A 20,491-nucleotide genomic window follows, 5' to 3' on the forward strand; every position below is an offset into this window, starting at 1 on the left:
GGAGGTAAGGTTTTATAATTTAAACTCGTGTTCAATGCTAACCGTGACCGATTGCTCATTGATCCACTGTGGAAATGCTGAGAAACCTCCAATACGATCAGAAGCATCGAGCAGTTCCTGATTCAATATCGCGTGTCTCGTCTTTTTAGTCAGTTTGGTGTTGGTAATGACCCCTTGTCTATTTACCGTGACTTCCATTTTAACAACGCCTTGCTGTTTTAAATCTTGAGCCCAAAATGGGTACTCAATACTGGCAGAGATGTCCGATTTAATTTGCTGCTTGTATGCTTGCCAAGCCTGCGCTTGTTGCGTTAGTGATAATTCTTTATCTACTTCGAGCGCAGCCGGAGGCACAGGCATGACGGGTAACTCAGCAACACGTTCTTCTAAGCTAAATTCATACTCAATAACCATTTTTAGTTGCGCACTGTTTAGTTCTACAGGGAACGCTTTAAAGGGTGCAGCACGAGAGACCGCATCTTTAAGCTCTTGACCGAGCAAACCGCTGTCGGCTGGTGATAACGAGGTAATCCCCACCATTTGGCCAGCTGAATTTATAATGAACTCTATGCGTATAGTGCCTTCTTGGTTGAACTGTCTTGCCCATTCTGGGTATGAGATGCGTTTATAAACATCACGCTGCACTTCCCACTTATAAAGGTTTTCTGCGTATTCTCTAGCCAGAGTTTCTTGGTTTTTACCGGCTTGCTGTTGTTCTAGCTCAGCTGCACGTGCTTCGGCTGCCTGTTGTGCCGCGACTGCTGCTGCAAGCTTCGCTTCTTCTTCAGCAATCTTGGCTTTATCAGCTTCGCTATTACCACTATTGTTTTGCTGTTGTTTCTTCTTAGCTTCTTCGGCTTCTTTTTTACGTTTCGCGGCCAATGCTACGGCAGCTTTTCGTTCATCATCTAAACGCTTTTTCTCAGCAGCGGCTTGCTTTTTCTGGTCGGCTTCTTTTTGTTGCTGTTCTAGTAACTCTTGTTCTGCTTTGGCCAGCGCTCGTTCTGCTGCTTGCTGAGCTTCTTGCCAAGTGCCGACTAAATCTAGACGCTGTGGATTAATACTAAGATTATCAAAACGCTCTATGAATAAATCTTTCTTAGAGGTGATAATTGATTCATTACCGAGCATGTCAGATTGAAACAGGCGGCTAGGGGGGACATCACCAATCCAGGTGCTGACAATTGCGTTAAACAAGCCCTTGTCGGGGTAGGTTAAAACAGCCTCGCCGTTGAGATTTATTTGAGTACCTGACTTGCTTGTATAACTAATTTCAATTTCATCGCCTACGGTTAAGTTTTCTTTAGGGAAGCTAGTAAAGGCAATGGCAGCTTCGGTAAGCTTTAGATTATCCGAAAAGGAATTATTAAGTGCTAAGTCTTGACGCCATAACTGGTTAAACTTATGTGGAGACCAGCGTTTAGCGGTTACGCGTACGACCATCTTTTGAGGACGCTTGTCGGCAAGTATCGTTGCTGCGTCGTGCATTGGATCGGCGGTATAGAGCGCGGCGAGGTAATACTCTTTATTTAGCTGCTCATAGGCGGATACGCCATTTAAATAAGTTTGTGCATGAACTACATTTAGTAATACGGCACTTAATACGACCAATAAAAATTTATACATTTTTTACCAATGAGTGTTTACAACTTTGATGAGCCGTGGATTCTAATGAATATAAAAACCTAAGAGAAATAGAATAAAGATTGATCTATCCATTAATGATGAAATATCACAGGTGTATGTATAAATTATTGATTGAGGTCGATTTTGAAGGTAATGAGCGAGATTGTTATCAATAAGACGTATATTGCAGTGGTACTTAAAAAATAATAAAAACTTGTAAGTTTGTTGGGAGGTAATGAAATGGGAAGATCAATTTCTCAATGGTTGGATAGCTATGGAGAGTCTCATCAAAACAAGACAAATAAGATTATTCATTGGCTTTGTGTTCCGACCATTACTTGGACTGTGTTAGCGCTATTTTGGTCCGTGCATTGGCCAGGGTTTGAGTGGCTAAACTTAGCCGTTGGTTTCAGCTTGTTTGCATTGGTTTTCTATAGCCGTATCTCTTGGAGTATCACTGTTGGAATGGTGCTGTTTTCTTTGTTATGTTTTGCTTTGATTCTTTGGCATCAAGCGACTTTCAGTACCGAGCTTTGGAAGACCGCCTTGGTGGTCTTTGTGATTGCTTGGATTGGGCAGTTTGTCGGCCACAAAATTGAAGGTAAAAAACCAAGTTTTTTTGAAGATATACAATTCTTGTTAATTGGCCCGGCTTGGTTGTTGGGTTTTATATATAAAAAAGTCGGCATTTCTTTGTAGTGAAATGCCTTATGGCTAATTTTTTTGCGCGGCATTGAGAAAACCACGCAGAATGCTCAGTTCTTTTTTCGTAGGGCGAGCGCGGCGGTAAAGTGCTTTAAGGTGGTCAAATGCTAACCCTGGGTGCTTTTCGTTAGTGAACCCTATATCGGTCATGGTTTGTTGAAGGTGTTCTTGAAATAGCGTTAATTCGCTATTTAGTGGGTATGGGCTGTTATTTGTTGGTTTGTTTTGTGCAAACTTCGATGCCTTAAATATTTCATAGCTGACGATTTGTACCGCTTGGCTTAAGTTGAGCACGGGATAGTCGGGGTTAGCATCAATATTCAACTGGAAATGACATTGTTGTATTTCATCGTTATGTAATCCCATCCTCTCACGGCCGAATACGATAGCGACTTGGCCTGCCTCTTGCTCCTCTACGACTTGTTCAGCGCATGTCTGTGCGGTCAGTGAGGGTAGCTTTAGTGTTCTGTCGCGTGCGCTGGTGCCTACGACCATTGTGCAGTCTGCAATTGCCTCGGCAAGGGTGCTAAATACTTCGACGTTCTCAAGCAAATCAGTTGCCTGTCCGGCACGATTAGTCGCCTCTTCGCTAGGAAAGTCGACAGGGTCTACTAGGGCTAATTGGTGCAAACCCATGTTTTTCATGGCACGTGCAACGGCACCAATGTTGCCAGGGTGCCAAGTTTTAATCAGTACTATTTTAATATTGAGGGGCATAAAAAAGGCCAATTATTTAATTGGCCGCATTGTATCAAGAAAATGAGATTTGGCGAGTTCAGCGCCTGTTTTCTAATGGGTAATATAGATAGGGCCTACGCCGACAGCCCAAATAATGACGGTTAGAGCAAGCAAGCCAACAAACATCACCATGGCGACAGTAATAATGGCGCTGGCGAAGACAAAACCACGTTCTTTAGGGATATCCATTAAAATAGGAACGCCCTCATAGAGTAAATATACTGCGTAAGCGATTGCGGCTAAAACTAGAATTAAATCTAACCATAAAATGGGGTAGAGCGCGGCAAAACCACATAAAAATAAAGGTGTGCTGGTGTAGGTTGCTAAGGCGATACCTCGCAGTGGCGTACCTTCTTTTTTATCTTGGTAGGTGACTGAGATAAAGTCGATAAATTTACCAAGCACAACCACGCCAGTGACCATAGCGCCATAAAATAGCACACAAAGAAAAAATGCACTTTGAGCTGTTAATGTATAAATAGTGTCGGATGCGCCGACGGTCCAGCCCATTTTAGTGGTGCCAATATAGCCGCAAATTGCTGGAATGAGCGCTAAAATGAGCGTGTGAGTCATATAGTGCTGGCTAATCGTTGCTTTTTCATCACGAATGCGTACCCATTCGCTGTCTGGGTTGGTGAAAATACCCATAATATGGTTGATAAACATGGTGTCCCCTAAAAAGTTTTTATTGTTATTGAAGCATGAATTGCTTGGTGTTAGTGCAAGTATAGGCAGGTAAATAATGAAATGACAATCACTAGGATTGCCATTTCTTGATTTATTTTCAAATTGAAAGGCTTGTGCCTTTGCTGTTTTAGGTTATATCTAAAGAGGTAATGCGAGCTGCGATGACAGCGTTGTCATTAATTTGCAGGATTTCTATTAAATAGGCACCTATTTTTAAGCTTAAATTAGCATCTGGAATGGCTTCTACTTGTTCTAGAATTAGGCCGTTTAAGGTTTTGGGGCCGTCAGTGGGTAGGTTCCAGTTTAGAAGCTTGTTGATATCGCGAATAGAGGCGGTGCCATCGACAACGAAGCTACCGTCACGCTGTGGATGAACTTCTTTATTGCTATTGGCTTGATCTGTTGTGAATTCACCCACAATTTCTTCTAATAAGTCTTCTAGGGTAACTAGGCCCTGAATATCGCCATACTCATCAACAACTAAGGCCATTCTCAGCTGTTGAGATTGAAAGTTCATTAGCTGAGTATGCAGTCGAGTGCCTTCAGGAACAAAATAAGGGTCTTTTGCCGCTTTCGTTAGCATGACTTTTGAGGGGTTGTCGGCGTATAAAAATTCTGCAGCATCACGTATGTGTAAAATGCCAATGACTTTATCAACGTCGCCTTTATAAAGCGGAAAGCGGGTGTATTCAGTTTGCCGGATACTGTCTGCAATTTCCTCAACGGTAGCTTCCATATCAATGCCGGCAACTTCGTTTCTCGGCACCATGATGTCGTCTACGGTGACATTCTCTAACTCTAAAATACCTAATAGCATAGATTGCTTGTCTTGCGGCAAAGTGGCGCTAGATTCAAATACGATAGTTTTAAGTTCTTCAGAAGAAATAGACTCAACAGCATCTTTACGGTGACCAACCCGCATGATCCAGAAAATGCCCTTAACAATGTGATTTACAAACCAAACGGCAGGGGCTAATAGAGTAGAAAATACCCTAAGCGGGTAGGCGGCAACAAAGGCAATGCGCTCTGGATGTCGTTGCGCCAATGTCTTTGGGGTCACTTCTGCAAAAATAAGTACAATTAGAGTTAACACAACGGTTGATACCGCCAAAGCAAGGTCTTCATTGCCCGGCATTAGACGTAAAAATATAATTGTTGATAATGATGCCGCTGCAATGTTGACTAAATTGTTGCCAATTAAGATAACACTGATTAAGTTTTCTGGGTGTTTCAGCAGGCGCTGCGCTAAGCGTGCTCCACGATGTCCCTCGTTAGAGAGGTGCTTTAAACGATAGCGGTTTAGAGACAGCATTCCGGTTTCTGAACTAGAAAAAAATGCAGAAAATAATATCAGTAGGCCTAGGATCGTAAACAGTAGGCCTAGAGGTAATTCATTCAAGAGAGGTGAACCTTGTCACAATTAAAAGGGGATTTTCATCGTTAAATGATGTTCGAGTCAAGTTTTTAGAGAAAACTCATTGTAAAAGATACTCTAATACGAACTTTGAGCCGACAAAAGCAACAATTAGGAAGCTAAATCCGACGTAAATAAGGCGACTAGCCCTAGTTCCGCGCACACCAAGGAAATAGTGTGCCACAAGGACATAAAGGAAGAAGCCCCAAGAAACGATAGTTAAAACAGTTTTATGCAACAAATGCTGAGCGAAAAAATTCTCAACGTACAGAGCGCCGGTTAAAATAGCTAAGGTTAATAGTAAGAAACCTACTAACACCCATTCAAATAATAACCGCTCCATGGTTTGTAGTGGCGGTAATAGTTCAGAAAGGCGGTTTTTTAGTTGATGATTATGCAGGCGACGGTTTTGAAAGCTTACCAGTAGTGCCTGAACCGTAGCAATCACCATGACGCTGTAGGCGAGCAGGGCGAGAAATATATGGATGACCATGCCAGAAGAATAACTTTTAAGAAGCAAGGGCTGAGGCGTAAACAGTCCTATCAGCAACAGAACGGCACCAAATGGCATGAAGAAAGGAAATAAGTTTTGTAATGGTTTTGAGCTGCTAGAGACTACAACAACTGCAATGATCATCCAGACACATATTGATAAAGCGTTGAGTAAGCTGAAACTCAGCATGCCCTCAAAGTACATTTCAGATAATAATGCCGCCGAATGCGCGCTCAAACCAATGATTGCAGGCGTATAGAGATACCAATTGTTCACTTCAATACGCTTTAATATTGCGTGTACCGCCACTGAGCCACTGAGCGAGTAGGTTATTATGGCAATCCATAACAGCATGTTTTTGAACCTTTTATATAAAGTTTAACCGTAGATGCGTGAGTCGTTAGCCAAATTAATGTTAAGACTGATATACTCTAATCTTTGATTGTAACTGTGAAGTGACCATGTTTAATAGCCTTTCAGAGCGTTTAAGCCAAACATTAAAGCAAATTACCGGTCAGTCAAAGCTGACTGAAGACAATATTAAGACATCCTTGCGTGAAGTTCGTATGGCTTTGCTCGAAGCTGACGTCGCACTACCGGTGGTTAAAGCCTTTGTCGACGCCGTTAAAGAGCGGGCCGTTGGGCAAGAAGTCTCGCAAGCGCTTAATCCTGGCCAGCAGTTCCTTAAGATTGTTCAAAGTGAACTTGAGCACGTCATGGGCGATGTTAACGAAGCCCTAGACTTAAAAGCACAGCCACCCGCTATTGTATTAATGGCCGGTTTGCAGGGTGCGGGTAAAACCACCACTACGGCCAAGTTAGCTAAGTTTTTAAAAGAGCGTGAAAAGAAAAAAGTTATGGTGGTCTCGGCCGACGTATATCGTCCAGCGGCTATCAAGCAGTTAGAAACATTGGCGGGCGAAGTAGGTGCGCTGTTTTTCCCTAGCGATATTAGTCAAAAGCCGGAAGCGATTGTAAAAGACGCTGTGGTAGCCGCTAAAAAGCAAGCTGTAGATGTGCTCTTAGTCGATACCGCTGGTCGTTTAGCAATAGATGAAGCCATGATGGCTGAAATATCTATGCTACATAAAGCCGTTAACCCAGTAGAAACCTTGTTCGTGGTCGATGCCATGACCGGTCAGGATGCTGCGAATACCGCGAAGGCCTTTAATGAAGCCTTGCCGCTTACCGGTGTTGTGTTAACGAAGGCAGACGGTGATGCTCGTGGCGGTGCGGCTTTATCAGTACGTCATATTACCGGCAAGCCGATCAAATTTATGGGCATGGGTGAAAAAACCGATGCACTAGAGCCGTTCCACCCAGATCGTATTGCCTCTCGTATTCTTGATATGGGTGATGTTCTGTCACTTATCGAAGAAGTTGAGCGTAAGGTCGATAAGCAAAAAGCGGAAAAGCTCGCGACCAAAATCAAAAAAGGTAAATCATTCGATTTAGAAGATTTCCGCGATCAAATCAAGCAAATGGATAACATGGGCGGTTTGATGGGCATGATGGATAAAATGCCTGGTATGGGTCAAATGGCCCAAGCAGCGAATCAAATTCAAGGCGCGGAGAAGCAATTTGGTCAAATGGGTGCCATTATCGATTCAATGACCCCGCTTGAACGTCGTATGCCCGATAAAATCAACGGCTCACGTAAGAAGCGTATCGCCAAAGGTTCTGGAACGCAGATTCAAGACATCAATCGCCTATTAAAGCAGCATAAACAAATGGCGAAAATGATGAAAAAAGTCGGTAAAAAAGGTGGCATGCAAAAAATGATGCGTGGCATGGGCGGAATGATGGGTGGCCAAGGTGGCATGCCCCCTGGTGGTGGCTTACCGCCTGGGCTGGGTGGCGGCAAAATGCCGTTCTAGGCGCACTAGCTCGGAACTTTAAAGTAAGATCTTTCAAAGGCACTCTTAATCGAGTGCTTTTTTTATGAAAGCGATTCCAAGCAATGATTCGAATTTATGGGTTGAACATGGTTCCATGATCTATGTATATTAGTCAGGCTCTATGAAATCGTTTTCAAATTGATTGGAAAATAATAATGAAAAACTATCTATTGATCGTACTGCTCCTTTTCTCTAACGTCTGCTTTGCTGCGGATGCCGTCGAATTAAATATTTGGTATAACGTAAATTCAGAAGCTGAACAGGCTTTGTTCGAAGCTCAAGTTCAACGCTTTAATGAAAAAACATCCAGCATCCAAATAAATACATTGGTTTTACCCCAGTCTGCTTTTGCTGAATTTGTTGTCAAAGAAGCAGATGCGGGCCGGTTACCCGATATTTTATATTTTCAATCCGGCAGTCTATCTCGCTATGTTTGGTCGGGCTTGCTTATGCCGATTAATCAGTTGCTTGGTGAAGAGCTGCTCACCAATGTCACAGCCACTATTCGTCAGCAAGGCACTTACCCAATAGATGGTCGGATGTATGCTTTGAGCCCAACTAGTGATGCTCTTGCATTATATGCAAATAAGAGTCTGTTGTTTGAGGCGGGCATCACTGTTCCGATGCAGTTAGATCAAGCTTGGAATACTGAGCAGTTTCACGAAGTGCTTGCGGTCTTAGCTAAAAAGTATGGCAAATGGCCATTGGATATGCAGCTGCATTATGCCGATGATGATTGGTATGTAACTGCATTTTCACCATTTATCCAAGCTACCGGTGGCGATATCATTTCTAAATCTAAGTGGGATGCGCATATCGCACTTCAATCACTGTTCATGGAAGACTTCGAAGATATATTGGCACCGATGATTAAGCAGGAGTGGATCGTCCCTAGCCATAAATCGACGAAGCGGTTCGAGAAAGGCAGGGCGTCGTTAGCAATCGCAACGACGAGCCAATGGCCGGAGTTTAAAGATGAGTTGGGCACAGATTTGATCGCGATTCCTTTTCCTGTTTTAGGGCCATACCATGTCACCAGTAATGACAACTGGAGTTATGGGATCACATCTCAGACTCAATACCCCCAGCAAGCAGCGGAATTTATGAAGTTTATTTTATCCGATGAAGAAGTATTGACGACTTCTGCGGAGATGTTTAGTGTGCCTGCGACTTACAGTGCGTTACAAAAATCGCTCGTTTTTGGTGAAAGTGGTCCTTTAACTATTCCTGCTCAGCAATTCGCAACCATCGCTAGAGCAAAGCCTTTACACCCAGCTTACCCAACTATCAGGGCTGCCATGGCGGATGCCATCGATGGTATCTTGGCAGGTACTGAGTTTAGTGAGGCTCTTACCTTAGCGGCAGAAGAAATTGATTTCGATATTGAAGCGAATAAGGGTTATCCGCCTTTTAATGATATGTAAATCTCGTATACTCAGCGGAATCATACAGGGTCCGCTGAGGTATATATGTCTTTAGGTTTGCAGGTATTTCTGATTACTGTGGCAGTAGTGGTGGTCATTGCGATTAAGGCTTATTTATTAATACGTTATTTTAGGAATAAAGGATAACGCTCTGAGAGTTCTTGCTTCATGGCTTTAAGCCTAGGCGGGACTCTATATCTCGGGCTAGAAACTAGCCAAATTCTCAGTTGTATACTCCTTACTGATGTTCTCTTGCTTAACTAGGCAAAATACGTATAATTGCGCGGCCGTAATTTCTGGGTTTTCCCCAGGTTATTTAAACGTTGGATTTTAGTCTACGGGTAACCCCCGATAGCTTTCCGCAATGGCAGGTGATTTTAAAGCTTGCCCACAAACAGGAGAACGCGATGGTAGTCATTAGACTCGCACGTGGTGGTTCTAAGAAGCGCCCGTTTTATCATCTTACAGTGGCTGACAGCCGAAATGCCCGCGATGGTCGTTTCATTGAGCGTGTTGGTTTCTTTAACCCAATAGCCCGTGGTCAGGAAGAACGTTTACGCGTCGACCTGGATCGCGTTGACTATTGGGCAAGCAAGGGAGCACAGACTTCTGATCGCGTCGCTCAATTGCTTAAAGAGTTTAAGAAAGCCGAAGCCTAATTAACTAAGAGGCTATAGGTCGTCATGAGTACAGAAAGTTCTAAAGATTTCATTGTTTTAGGTAAGATTTCGTCGGTTTACGGCGTCAAAGGTTGGGTGAAAGTTTTTTCTTTTACTGAGCCAATGGATCGAATCCTAGAATACGGAGATTGGACATTACGCCAAGGTCAAACAACGACATTGGTCGAAGTGGACAAAGGACGTAGTCATGGCAAGGGAATGGTTGCGCATTTGAAAGGGGTCGATGACCGCGAGATTGCGAAAAAATATTCAGGCGCAGAAATTTGCGTTCCGAAAGACCGTTTACCTGAGTTGGACGAAGGTGAGTACTATTGGTACGAACTGGAAGGCCTAGCCGTAATCACCACCGAAGGTGTTGTGCTCGGCGAAGTGGATCATTTAATGGCAGCAGGACCCGGCAACGATGTCGTCGTTGTAAAGGGCAATGTGAATAGCATTGATAGGCGCGAGCGCTTAATTCCGCATGTAGACCAATTTATTCTTGAAATTGACCTTGCGAAAGGCCAAATGACGGTAGATTGGGATCCAGAGTTTTGAATGAAGAAGGTGTAGATCAACCTGCACTTACGTTTGGTTTGGTCACGTTGTTTCCTGAAATGTTTGATACATTTACAGAATATGGCGTAACCGGTCGGGCGGTAAAACAAGGGCTCATTTCAACCCAGTGTTGGAATCCTCGTGATTTTACCCAAGACAAACACCGAACCGTGGATGACCGACCTTTTGGTGGTGGTCCCGGTATGTTGATGAAGGTTCAGCCATTGCGCGATGCCATCACTGCCGCGAAAGCGAACAGTCAAGGCAAAGCAAAGGTGATTTATATGTCACCACAAGGGCGAAAACTAGATCAACAAGGCGTAGTTGAGTTATCTCAGAACGAACATTTGATATTTGTCTGTGGTCGGTATGAGGGAATTGACGAACGGTTGATTGAAGCAGATATTGATGAAGAATGGTCACTTGGAGATTTTGTCCTCAGTGGCGGTGAGTTGGGTGCATTAGCTTTTATGGATGCAATCAGCCGCATGGTGCCAGGCGTGCTTGGTCATGATTTATCATCAGTCGAAGATTCTTTTTTTGATGGCTTGTTGGATTGTCCACACTATACTCGGCCAGAAGTACTCGATGATAAAGGTGTGCCGGAAGTACTGTTAAGTGGTCATCACGAAAATATTCGTCGATGGCGTGCCAAGCAAGCACTAGGCCGGACAAGGCAAAGACGACCCGACTTATTGGAAGGTCGCCAGCTTTCGAAAGAACAGCTGACTCTTTTAGATGAATTTGAAAGTGAGCAACAACGCTCACGCGACTGATCAGGAGCTGAATCATGAGCAACAAAAATTTGATAATTCAGCAGATAGAAGCTGAACAGATTACAAAAGAAATACCAGCCTTTGGCCCGGGTGATACCGTGGTTGTACAGGTTAAAGTAAAAGAAGGTGACCGTGAGCGTCTACAGGCCTTTGAAGGCGTTGTAATTGCTCGACGTAACCGTGGCGTTAACTCTGCTTTCACCGTTCGTAAAATTTCGAATGGCGTTGGTGTTGAGCGTTCTTTCCAAACTTACTCTGCAATAGTAGATAGCATTGAAGTCAAGCGCCGTGGTGCTGTACGTCAAGCTAAACTTTACTACTTGCGTGAGCGTTCTGGTCGTTCTGCTCGTATTAAAGAGAAGATCCCAGGTAAGAAAACAAGCGCTTAATTGCTGCTTGTGTTCTGAAATAAAGAGGCTGCCTTCGGGTGGCCTTTTTTGTTTTCAGACGGTTGATTATTCGATGCTTTATCACTGTATCTATATCTGAGAGCCTGAATCGAGGTGCTGTAAAAATAGGGCGTTCATTGGCATGGATGCCAATGACGAGCCCCCATGGATGGGTATACGGCGTCCCTGTTTTTACAGCACCTCGGTTCAGGCGGGGTACTCCGAGTGTCGACCTAGGAATGGCGGATTACTACGGATTAACCAAAGGGTTTATTTAATCAGTCGTTCAAGCACATCCATGTGACACTCCTCAGTGAGATCCCTCTCACTGAGGCCGATAAAACAAACCCTTTGGTTAACCCTCATTCCGTGGCAGCTTCTGGTTCAATCGCGTCAATTTTGCCTCTTTTACCAAGCAAAATTACTCTGGAATGGGTTATTGCAAAATCGTCACCAGCTAATCATCAAAAAAGCGGTCATTTCACTGTGAAGCTCGTTGACCTTGGCGGTGGCGTTCAGTACTGTTCGCAATCGTAATTGTCATCATCTGCGCTAAGAGGCGAGCTTTGAAACAGGTTAATGTTGGTATATGTGGTTTAGGCACTGTGGGTGCAGGTACATTTAATGTCCTACAGCGTAATTTAGATGAAATTGCACGTCGAGCAGGGCGCTCCGTTCAAATTACCCATGTCGGTGCTCGTCGAGATAACCCAAGTTGTGATTTAGCACAGGTTGAAGTATCACGCGATATTTTTGATGTCGTTAACGACCCAGATGTTCATATAATTGTTGAAACCATTGGTGGCACCACCGTCGCCAAAGACCTGGTATTAATGGCAATCGCTAACGGTAAAGATGTCGTCACAGCCAATAAAGCTCTGATTGCTATTTATGGTAATGAGATATTTGCGGCCGCTGAAGCCAAAGGTGTTGTGGTTGCCTATGAAGCGGCTGTTGCTGGCGGTATTCCAATTATTAAAGCCATTCGAGAAGGCTTAGTGGCCAATCAAATAGAATCGCTTGCTGGCATCATTAACGGTACAGGCAACTTTATCTTGTCTGAAATGTCAGAAAAAGGTCGAGCCTTCGAAGACGTCCTACAAGAAGCCCAAGCCTTAGGCTATGCTGAAGCCGACCCAACTTTTGATGTTGAAGGCATAGATGCTGCACATAAGTTGGCAATTTTAGCCGCAAACGCGTTTGGCGTTTCTCTTCAGTTCGATAAGGTCTACACCGAGGGTATTACGAAAATTACCCGTGAAGATGTGCAATTTGCCGATGAACTGGGCTACAAAATTAAACACCTCGGTATTGCTAGACGTACAGAAGAAGGTCTAGAAATGCGAGTCCATCCGACATTGATCCCAAGCAAACGCTTGATCGCCAATGTCGATGGTGTGCTAAACGCAGTACTTGTATTCGGTGACGCGGTTGGTCCAACTATGTATTACGGTGCGGGTGCCGGCGCAGAAGCAACTGCATCGGCCGTTATTGCCGATATCGTTGATATCGCACGCGACATTGACAGCCCCGGGTTAGTGCCACATTTAGGCTTTAGCTCCGTCACCAAAGATTTACCAGTACTGGCGCCAGATGAATTCACAACATCCTATTACTTGCATATTTCAGTAAAGGACGAAGTAGGGCAGATGGCCAAAATTGCAGAAACATTAAGCCTACATGGTATTAATATGGAAGCAATCATCCAAAAAGAAGCTCCAGATGATGCAGAGCTAGTGCCATTGGTATTATTAACACAACCGGTCAAAGAACGTCAGATGAACAGTGCTATTTCTGCCATTGAAGCCTTGTCTTCAGTGCCAGCAAAAGTTGTTCGTATTCGTGTTGAACGTTTAGACTCATAACAGTGAGAGCAGAATTTTGAAATATATCAGTACGCGTGGCCAAGCTCCGGCATTAGAATTTGAAGATGTATTGCTAACAGGTCTAGCCAGTGATGGTGGTTTATATGTGCCTGAAACCTTACCGCATTATTCGCTAGACACCATTCGCAGCTGGCGTGAATTACCCTATGCCGAACTGGCGTTCAAAATTATTCAGCCATTTATTGGCGGCGCCATTGATGATGCTACGTTACAAACGATGATCAATGAAACTTACGCGGGTTTTGGTCATAAAGCGGTAGCGCCCTTAGCGCAGATTGATCACAACGAATACGTACTCGAATTGTTTCAAGGCCCAACCTTAGCCTTTAAAGACTTTGCATTGCAGCTATTGGGTCGCTTATTAGATCATGTGTTAACTAAGCGCAACGAGAAAGCCGTTATTATTGGCGCCACCTCCGGAGATACCGGTTCAGCCGCCATTGAAGGTTGTAAGCACAGTGAGCACGTTGATATTTTTATCATGCACCCGAACAATCGGGTGTCAGAAGTTCAACGCAAGCAGATGACCACCATTAAAGGCGACAACGTTTATAACTTGGCGGTTGAAGGTAACTTTGATGATTGCCAGAGCATGGTTAAAGCCTGTTTTGCTGATCAAAGTTTTTTAAACGGAGAGCGCCGATTGGTGGCCGTAAATTCAATAAACTGGGCGCGTATTATGGCGCAGGTAGTTTATTATTTTTACGCCAGTTTGAATTTAGGCGGACCAGATCGTGAAATGGCGTTCTCGGTTCCAACCGGAAACTTTGGTGATATTTTTGCCGGTTATTTGGCGAAAAAAATGGGCCTACCAGTTAAACAATTGATAGTAGCGACCAACCAAAACGATATTTTGCACCGCACCATTAGCCAAAACAAATATGAAAAACTACCGTTGGCCCATACCTTATCGCCGTCTATGGATATTGTTGTGTCATCTAACTTTGAACGTTTATTGTTTGATGTTTATGGCCGTGATGGTTCCGTACTTGCGAACCTGATGAACAAAATGAATGTCGAAACGGTTGAATTAGATTTAGAAAAAATGGCCAGCTTACGTGAAACGTTCGACAGTCACGCAGTAAACGATGACGTTACCTGTGAAACCATTAAACAGGTTTATGACGAAACCGGTTATCTACTAGACCCGCATACGGCCATTGGTGTGAAAGCGGCACGTGAATGTCGTCGTGACATGAATATCCCTTTGATCACTTTAGGAACTGCACACCCCGTTAAGTTTACCGAGGCGATTGAAAAGGCAGGCTTAGAAACACCGGAGCTGCCACACCATTTAGCTGATTTGTTCGACCGAGAAGAGCGTTATGATGTTATTGCAAATGAACTAAACGTTTTGCAAGCTTATGTTGTAAAGCACGTATTTGGTGAATAAAATAGAAAACGTTTCAATTGGCGGGTTTGATGTTCGAACCCGGCCAATTTTAAATGAGCACCTAAGTGTTCACAGTAATCCCTTATTAAACCGACTCTACCTTTCTCGCGGTGTTGACTCTGCCGACCAACTTGATGCTTCGTTAGCAACGCTACTGCCTTGGCAAACCTTAAAAGATATTGATAAAGCCGTTGATCTACTCGTGCAGGCGCGAGCACGGGCTTGGCACGTGTTGATCATTGGTGACTACGATACCGATGGCGCGACATCAACTGCATTAGCCATGTTAGGGCTGACCGAGATGGGTTTGAACATACACTACTTACTGCCCAACCGCTTTGAATATGGTTATGGTTTATCGCCTGAAATAGTCGACTTAGCATTACAGCAAAACCCCGACCTAATAGTAACCGTTGATAACGGCATCGCCAGTTTAGAAGGTGTGGCTAAAGCTAAAGCCGCCAACGTAAAAGTACTGGTCACCGATCACCACTTGGCCGCCGACACCTTGCCCAACGCCGATGCCATCGTGAACCCAAATCAACCCGGATGTTTATTTGCAAGTAAAGCCGCTTGCGGGTGTACTGTTTTATTTTATGTGTTGATAGCACTGCGCGCGAAATTGCGTGAGCAAGGCGTAATTAATTTGCCCAATTTGGGTAAATGGCTCGACCTAGTTGCTTTGGCATCGGTAGCCGATGTGGTGCCATTGGATGCCAATAATAGAAAGCTGGTGCAACAAGGTATAAATCGCATAAGACAAGGGCAATGCCGACCTGGAATTCGAGCTTTGTTTGACGTAGCCGGTAAAGAGTGGCGACAAGCAAAAAGTTTAGACATGGGTTTTGTTATTGGACCGCGATTAAACGCCGCAGGACGATTAGACGATATGACCATCGGCGTACAAATACTGCTAACCGAAAACGATCATGAGGCCAAAGAAATTGCTCAGCAATTACAAGACTTCAACGTAGAGCGTCGGCAAATAGAGCAGACCATGGTAGTCGATGCTCAACGCTACTTAGACAAACTTGATTTAACCGCACCGCCATCAGGGTTAGTCCTCAGCCATACCGATTGGCATGAAGGCGTCATTGGCATACTCGCCTCGCGCGTGAAAGAAAAAATACACCGCCCGGTCATAGCCATGGCCCCATCCGATTCAGGCACCTTAAAAGGCTCAGCCCGTTCCATACCCGGCGTTCACCTGCGCGACGCCCTAGATTGGGTAAGCAAACAAAACGCAAACATACTCATTAAATTTGGTGGCCACGCCATGGCTGCCGGTTTAACCATACGGCAAGAATCACTCGAAGAGTTTAGAGTGTTATTCGAACAGTCAATAAACGCATTGGCCGATCCAGAAGTCTTACAGGCACACCTATGGACAGACGGAAATTTGCAAGAATCCGAGCTCAACTTGCACCAAGCATTGCTTCTTGAGCAAGCTGGGCCTTGGGGACAAGCTTTTCCTGAACCGCAATTTTTTGGCGATTTCACTATAGTTTCGCAACGCATAGTGGGTGAGCGGCATTTAAAGTTAGTGTTGAAAACCGGACAGCAAGAAATTGATGCTATTGCGTTTAATGTCGATACAACCATATGGCCGACACAGGGCAAGCGTCTAAAAGGCGTTTATCAACTAAGCTGTAACCGATTTCGTGGCCAAGAAACCCTGCAATTAATGTTTTCGAAAATAGAAGCCAGATGAAATAAAATTGGATTCACAGGCGTAATTTGAGAAACAGAAAGATAAGTACATATTTTAAATAACAAATAATTTCAAAATCGCACCTGTTTAGGGGTTAATTCATTGAATCAGTTGTCACTTGACTACGAAGAGAACTTTAATTTCGCTTCTTTATTTCAGCCATGCCTACTTATTTGGATAGCCTAGAATCCAATTAATGGGCTTGCCGTATAGAAACCATGCAGAGCGATTAAAAGTAAGCTAGCAATAATAGTAATCACAATAAATTTAATCTCAGCTTTAATCGGCTTTAGTGTAGGAGCTACATAGGTGCCATCACGTTGATTAATAAAAGGTATGGTGATCAGTGCCCAAATTGCGAACCCAGCAAACAGGATAATTGAACGAACCTCGCCGTTGGTTAATAGATGTCCACCCGATAATATTATGAGGCCAAGAAGTTGTGGGTGACGAATCCATTGACGATACCGAAGCCCGGCTGTACTGCTGATAAATAAATAAATCGAGATAAAGATTAATACTAAACTTGGAATAAATAGCCATTTCGGTGCGGTATACACTAAGAGAGAGGGGTCTGCGTGCCGCCAACCGTAGATGATAAAAATAATTGAAACTAGTACCAATGAAGAAAAAAGACCTTTGCTTTTATCTAAACCCAGCGAGTCTGTAATCTTTTGTCTAAATTTTGGAAAAATGGGTTTAATTGAATGTGAAACAGACCAAAGAACTAAGCCGACAATGAGCCAAATCATATATCCTCCTTAAGACGAGGTTATCTATAGCACCTGAATACATCATTCACTTTCGCTCAAGTAGTCCTCCAAGAGTAGCCGAAGCTTTAACTGTGCGGGTTGATTTGAATCAGTGTTGGTGGATTATGAAAAGGCTTAATCAGCTCTACCTTAGGCTATTGATTTCCTGTAAAATGCGCACCTTTAATTTTTTTGCTAAACAGCGCTTAATTGGCCTGTTTTAGCCAACAGGCGGTACAAACGTGGAAGTTAATCCAATTAGAGAGTTAATCAAAGGCCTAGGTGCGCGAACCGACGTGCTTCGGGGGTATCTTTGACTATGACATTAAGAAAGAACGCTTAGACGAAGTTGAACGTGAACTTGCCCAACCTGAGGTCTGGAATAAGCCTGAACGCGCACAAGCCTTAGGCCAAGAACGCTCAGCATTAGAGCACGTCGTTCAAACCATTGATAACCTAGATTCAGGCTTAGCTGATTCAATTGACTTACTCGACATGGCGGTGGAAGAAGAAGACACCGATGCCGTTGCTGAAGTTGAAGCTGAACTTAGTGATCTAAAAAGTCAGCTAGAAGTTCTTGAATTTCGTCGTATGTTTAGTGGTGAAATGGACCCAAACAATGCCTATTTAGATATACAGGCAGGTTCTGGCGGTACTGAAGCTCAAGACTGGGCTGAAATGCTTTTGCGCATGTACTTACGCTGGGGTGAAGAAAAGGGCTTTAAAACTGAGCTCATGGAAGCTTCCGCGGGCGATGTCGCTGGTATTAAGTCGGCTACCGTTCGTTTTGAAGGCGAGTATGCCTTTGGTTGGTTACGTACTGAAACGGGCGTACACCGTTTAGTACGTAAATCCCCTTTTGACTCGGGTAGCCGTAGACACACTTCTTTTAGTTCTGTTTTTGTTTCACCTGAAGTTGACGACAACATTGAAATTGAGATCAACCCGGCTGATTTACGCATTGACGTTTACCGTGCATCAGGTGCTGGTGGTCAGCACGTTAACCGAACCGAATCTGCGGTACGTATAACGCATAACCCAACGGGTATCGTTACACAGTGTCAAAATGATCGCTCTCAGCACAAAAACAAAGACCAAGCAATGAAGCAAATGAAAGCTAAGTTGTATGAACACGAAATGAGCATCCGAAACGAAGCGGCTCAGATGGTCGAAGACAATAAGTCTGACATTGGTTGGGGCAGCCAAATTCGTTCTTACGTGTTAGATGACTCGCGCATCAAAGACTTACGAACGGGCGTTGAAACCCGCAACACGCAAAGCGTGTTAGACGGTAATCTTGACCAATTTATCGAAGCTTCTTTGAAAAAAGGTCTTTAAGCTTTAAGGCTTGGTGGCTTCGTTCAACGAATTGGGTACTTGAGTAAGAAGTGCGCTGTGAACCTGTCCATGGGCGCTTAAAGACGACATCCATGTCGTCTCATACCTTCATACTCTAGTACCCAATTCGTTTCTGAGTGTGGCACAATTGACTTTGTGAGAGTAAAAAAGCATGAAGCAGTTAAAATTTAAAAAGTGATACCAAATAAAGAAGGGTGGTGGGTTGCTTTAAAAAGACGTGAGATCACATGGATGTGATCTTCGAGCGCCCATGGATGGGTTTACAGCGTTCTTTTTAAAGCAACCCACCACCCTTCGAACCGAAACAACCGAAACAACCGAAACAAACAAACCAACAACGTGGAAATGAAAAATGAGTGATAACCCAGTAGAAAACAATTTGCCGAATCCTTCAGAAGATAACCATATTATTGCTGAGCGAAAACAGAAATTGGCTGAATTGCAGGATAAACGGGGTATTGCCTTTCCGAATGACTTTCGCGTTGAGCATAAAGCAGGTGATTTACAAGTCGCTTATGGCGAGTTAGAAAAAGAAGAGATTGAAAGCCAAGGCATCATGATTGCTATTGCTGGTCGTGTTATGCGTCGCGGTGGTCCATTTGTGGGTATTCGTGATGTAACCGGTTCTATCCAGTTTTATTTGGGTAGGCCGCTGCAAAAAGAAAGCGATGATTGGAAGTTACTCGATATCGGCGATGTTGTTGGTGTTAAAGGTTTGTTGTGTAAATCGGGTAAGGGTGAGCTTTACGTTAATGTTGAAAGCTTAGAAAACGTACGTATTTTAACCAAGTCTTTGCGTCCATTACCTGACAAGTTCCATGGCTTGGCTGATCAAGAAGCTAAGTACCGTCAGCGTTATGTTGATCTGATCGTTAACCAAGAAACACGTAAAGTATTTGAAGTTCGTTCAAAAGTGATCAGTGGTATTCGTAATTATTTGACCGAGCGTTCGTTCATGGAAGTTGAAACACCCATGTTGCAGGTGATACCGGGCGGCGCTACTGCACGACCATTTATCACTCATCACAATGCAATGGACCGTGATTTATATCTGCGTATTGCGCCAGAGCTCTACTTGAAGCGTTTGGTTGTGGGTGGTTTTGAGCGTGTCTTCGAAATAAACCGTTCTTACCGTAACGAAGGTGTTTCTACCCGTCACAACCCAGAATTCACCATGTTAGAGTGGTATCAAGCCTACGCGAACTATAACGATTTAATGGATACTACCGAAGAAATGCTGCGGGAAGTGGCGAATTCGGTATTGGGTTCAACCGATATTCATTATCAGGGCCGCGATTATGATTTTGCTAAGCCATTCGAACGTTTGTCCATGTTTGACTCTATCTTGAAGTACAATAGCGATTTAACGGCCGATAACATCAGTACCTTAGAAGCAGCAACCGCCGTTGCTCAAAAGCTAGGTGTACATGTTAAAGAGAACTGGGGCTTAGGTAAGGTTCAAACTGAAATCTTTGAAGCCACCGTTGAAGAGAAGTTGTTTGATCCAGTCTTTATTACCGCCTATCCAGCTGAGGTTTCTCCGTTGGCGCGTCGTAATGATGAAAACCCAGACGTTACCGACCGTTTTGAGTTTTTCTTAGGCGGGCGTGAAATTGCCAATGGCTTCTCAGAGCTTAATGACCCTATCGATCAAGCAGAACGATTCCAGTCGCAAGTGTCTGAAAAAGAATCGGGTGACGATGAAGCGATGTTCTACGATGCTGATTACATTAATGCATTGGAATACGGTTTGCCGCCAACGGCAGGTGAAGGTATTGGCATTGACCGCCTGGTTATGTTCTTGACCGATTCACCTTCTATTAAAGACGTTATCTTATTTCCGCATATGAAGCCGAAGGCGGAATAAGAAATAAGCCAAAATTGTGAATTTAGAGCCAGATTTTTAATCTGGCTTTTTTATGCCTAAAAACAGTTGGATTGATGTGTTTTTACTCAAAATAGGGTGTCGGTCACATTTTGGCGCATTGCATAAATATTAACTGTTTTTAAGCCGTCAAAAAGG

At 43.8% G+C, this 20,491-nt stretch carries 18 protein-coding genes; 12 read left to right on the forward strand and 6 right to left on the reverse strand.

Annotation, left to right across the window (positions count from 1 at the left end):
- Window positions 1-12: 12 nt before the first annotated feature.
- Complete coding sequence (locus ACI882_RS12190) at window positions 13-1,626, reverse strand: TonB family protein (protein ID WP_411745859.1); 1,614 nt, start codon at window positions 1,624-1,626, stop codon at window positions 13-15.
- 240 nt (window positions 1,627-1,866) lie between these two features.
- On the opposite strand from ACI882_RS12190, the gene ACI882_RS12195 reads away from it, so the two are divergent.
- Window positions 1,867-2,325 (forward strand): DUF962 domain-containing protein, encoded by a 459-nt coding sequence (locus tag ACI882_RS12195; RefSeq protein ID WP_411743959.1) that lies wholly within the window; start codon window positions 1,867-1,869, stop codon window positions 2,323-2,325.
- 15 nt (window positions 2,326-2,340) lie between these two features.
- On the opposite strand, the gene ACI882_RS12200 is transcribed toward ACI882_RS12195, so the two are convergent.
- From ACI882_RS12200 to ACI882_RS12215, 4 genes are all read right to left on the reverse strand, one after another.
- Window positions 2,341-3,048 (reverse strand): RNA methyltransferase, encoded by a 708-nt coding sequence (locus tag ACI882_RS12200; RefSeq protein ID WP_411743942.1) that lies wholly within the window; start codon window positions 3,046-3,048, stop codon window positions 2,341-2,343.
- 72 nt (window positions 3,049-3,120) lie between these two features.
- Window positions 3,121-3,735 carry a Yip1 family protein gene (locus ACI882_RS12205; RefSeq protein WP_411743943.1) on the reverse strand — a complete coding sequence of 205 codons (615 nt, stop codon included), beginning with the start codon at window positions 3,733-3,735 and terminating at the stop codon, window positions 3,121-3,123.
- 148 nt (window positions 3,736-3,883) lie between these two features.
- Window positions 3,884-5,155 (reverse strand): HlyC/CorC family transporter, encoded by a 1,272-nt coding sequence (locus ACI882_RS12210; protein ID WP_411743944.1) that lies wholly within the window; start codon window positions 5,153-5,155, stop codon window positions 3,884-3,886.
- 76 nt (window positions 5,156-5,231) lie between these two features.
- Window positions 5,232-6,017 (reverse strand): inner membrane protein YpjD, encoded by a 786-nt coding sequence (locus ACI882_RS12215; protein WP_411743945.1) that lies wholly within the window; start codon window positions 6,015-6,017, stop codon window positions 5,232-5,234.
- Window positions 6,018-6,124: 107 nt separating this feature from the next.
- Between ACI882_RS12215 and ffh the strand changes: the two genes are divergently transcribed.
- From ffh to recJ, 9 genes are all read left to right on the forward strand, one after another.
- Window positions 6,125-7,540: a signal recognition particle protein gene (ffh, locus tag ACI882_RS12220; protein ID WP_411743946.1), complete on the forward strand. Its 1,416-nt coding sequence runs from the start codon at window positions 6,125-6,127 to the stop codon at window positions 7,538-7,540.
- Window positions 7,541-7,716: 176 nt separating this feature from the next.
- Window positions 7,717-8,985 carry an ABC transporter substrate-binding protein gene (locus tag ACI882_RS12225; protein ID WP_411743947.1) on the forward strand — a complete coding sequence of 423 codons (1,269 nt, stop codon included), beginning with the start codon at window positions 7,717-7,719 and terminating at the stop codon, window positions 8,983-8,985.
- 407 nt (window positions 8,986-9,392) lie between these two features.
- Window positions 9,393-9,644, forward strand: a complete 252-nt coding sequence (rpsP, locus tag ACI882_RS12230) for a 30S ribosomal protein S16 (RefSeq protein ID WP_411743948.1) — start codon at window positions 9,393-9,395, stop codon at window positions 9,642-9,644.
- Window positions 9,645-9,668: 24 nt separating this feature from the next.
- On the forward strand, window positions 9,669-10,202 hold the full coding sequence (gene rimM, locus ACI882_RS12235; RefSeq protein WP_411743949.1) for a ribosome maturation factor RimM: 534 nt from the start codon (window positions 9,669-9,671) through the stop codon (window positions 10,200-10,202).
- Complete coding sequence (gene trmD, locus ACI882_RS12240) at window positions 10,184-10,978, forward strand: tRNA (guanosine(37)-N1)-methyltransferase TrmD (RefSeq protein ID WP_411748505.1); 795 nt, start codon at window positions 10,184-10,186, stop codon at window positions 10,976-10,978. The genes rimM and trmD overlap by 19 nt, the downstream gene beginning before the upstream one ends.
- Before the next feature lie 14 nt (window positions 10,979-10,992).
- Window positions 10,993-11,367: a 50S ribosomal protein L19 gene (gene rplS / locus ACI882_RS12245; RefSeq protein ID WP_411743951.1), complete on the forward strand. Its 375-nt coding sequence runs from the start codon at window positions 10,993-10,995 to the stop codon at window positions 11,365-11,367.
- Between the two features lie 566 nt (window positions 11,368-11,933).
- Window positions 11,934-13,232 carry a homoserine dehydrogenase gene (locus tag ACI882_RS12250; RefSeq protein ID WP_411743952.1) on the forward strand — a complete coding sequence of 433 codons (1,299 nt, stop codon included), beginning with the start codon at window positions 11,934-11,936 and terminating at the stop codon, window positions 13,230-13,232.
- Window positions 13,233-13,248: 16 nt separating this feature from the next.
- On the forward strand, window positions 13,249-14,646 hold the full coding sequence (thrC, locus tag ACI882_RS12255) for a threonine synthase (RefSeq protein WP_411743953.1): 1,398 nt from the start codon (window positions 13,249-13,251) through the stop codon (window positions 14,644-14,646).
- Window positions 14,639-16,357, forward strand: a complete 1,719-nt coding sequence (gene recJ, locus ACI882_RS12260; protein ID WP_411743954.1) for a single-stranded-DNA-specific exonuclease RecJ — start codon at window positions 14,639-14,641, stop codon at window positions 16,355-16,357. The genes thrC and recJ overlap by 8 nt, the downstream gene beginning before the upstream one ends.
- A gap of 182 nt (window positions 16,358-16,539) precedes the next feature.
- Here the strand turns inward: recJ and ACI882_RS12265 are convergent, their stop codons facing one another.
- The gene (locus ACI882_RS12265) at window positions 16,540-17,109 is read right to left on the reverse strand and encodes an NnrU family protein (RefSeq protein WP_411743955.1); all 570 of its coding nucleotides are present in this window, start codon (window positions 17,107-17,109) and stop codon (window positions 16,540-16,542) included.
- A gap of 242 nt (window positions 17,110-17,351) precedes the next feature.
- Between ACI882_RS12265 and prfB the strand changes: the two genes are divergently transcribed.
- Window positions 17,352-18,447 (forward strand): peptide chain release factor 2 gene (prfB, locus tag ACI882_RS12270; protein ID WP_411743956.1). Its coding sequence is split into 2 segments (ribosomal slippage): window positions 17,352-17,423 and window positions 17,425-18,447, totalling 1,095 coding nucleotides; the frame shifts between segments, so codons are not numbered across the junction.
- Window positions 18,448-18,820: 373 nt separating this feature from the next.
- Window positions 18,821-20,335 (forward strand): lysine--tRNA ligase, encoded by a 1,515-nt coding sequence (gene lysS, locus ACI882_RS12275; protein WP_411743957.1) that lies wholly within the window; start codon window positions 18,821-18,823, stop codon window positions 20,333-20,335.
- Window positions 20,336-20,491: the final 156 nt, after the last annotated feature.

Origin of the sequence: Reinekea sp. (assembly GCF_046710285.1) — a bacterium.
GTDB lineage: Bacteria > Pseudomonadota > Gammaproteobacteria > Pseudomonadales > Natronospirillaceae > Reinekea.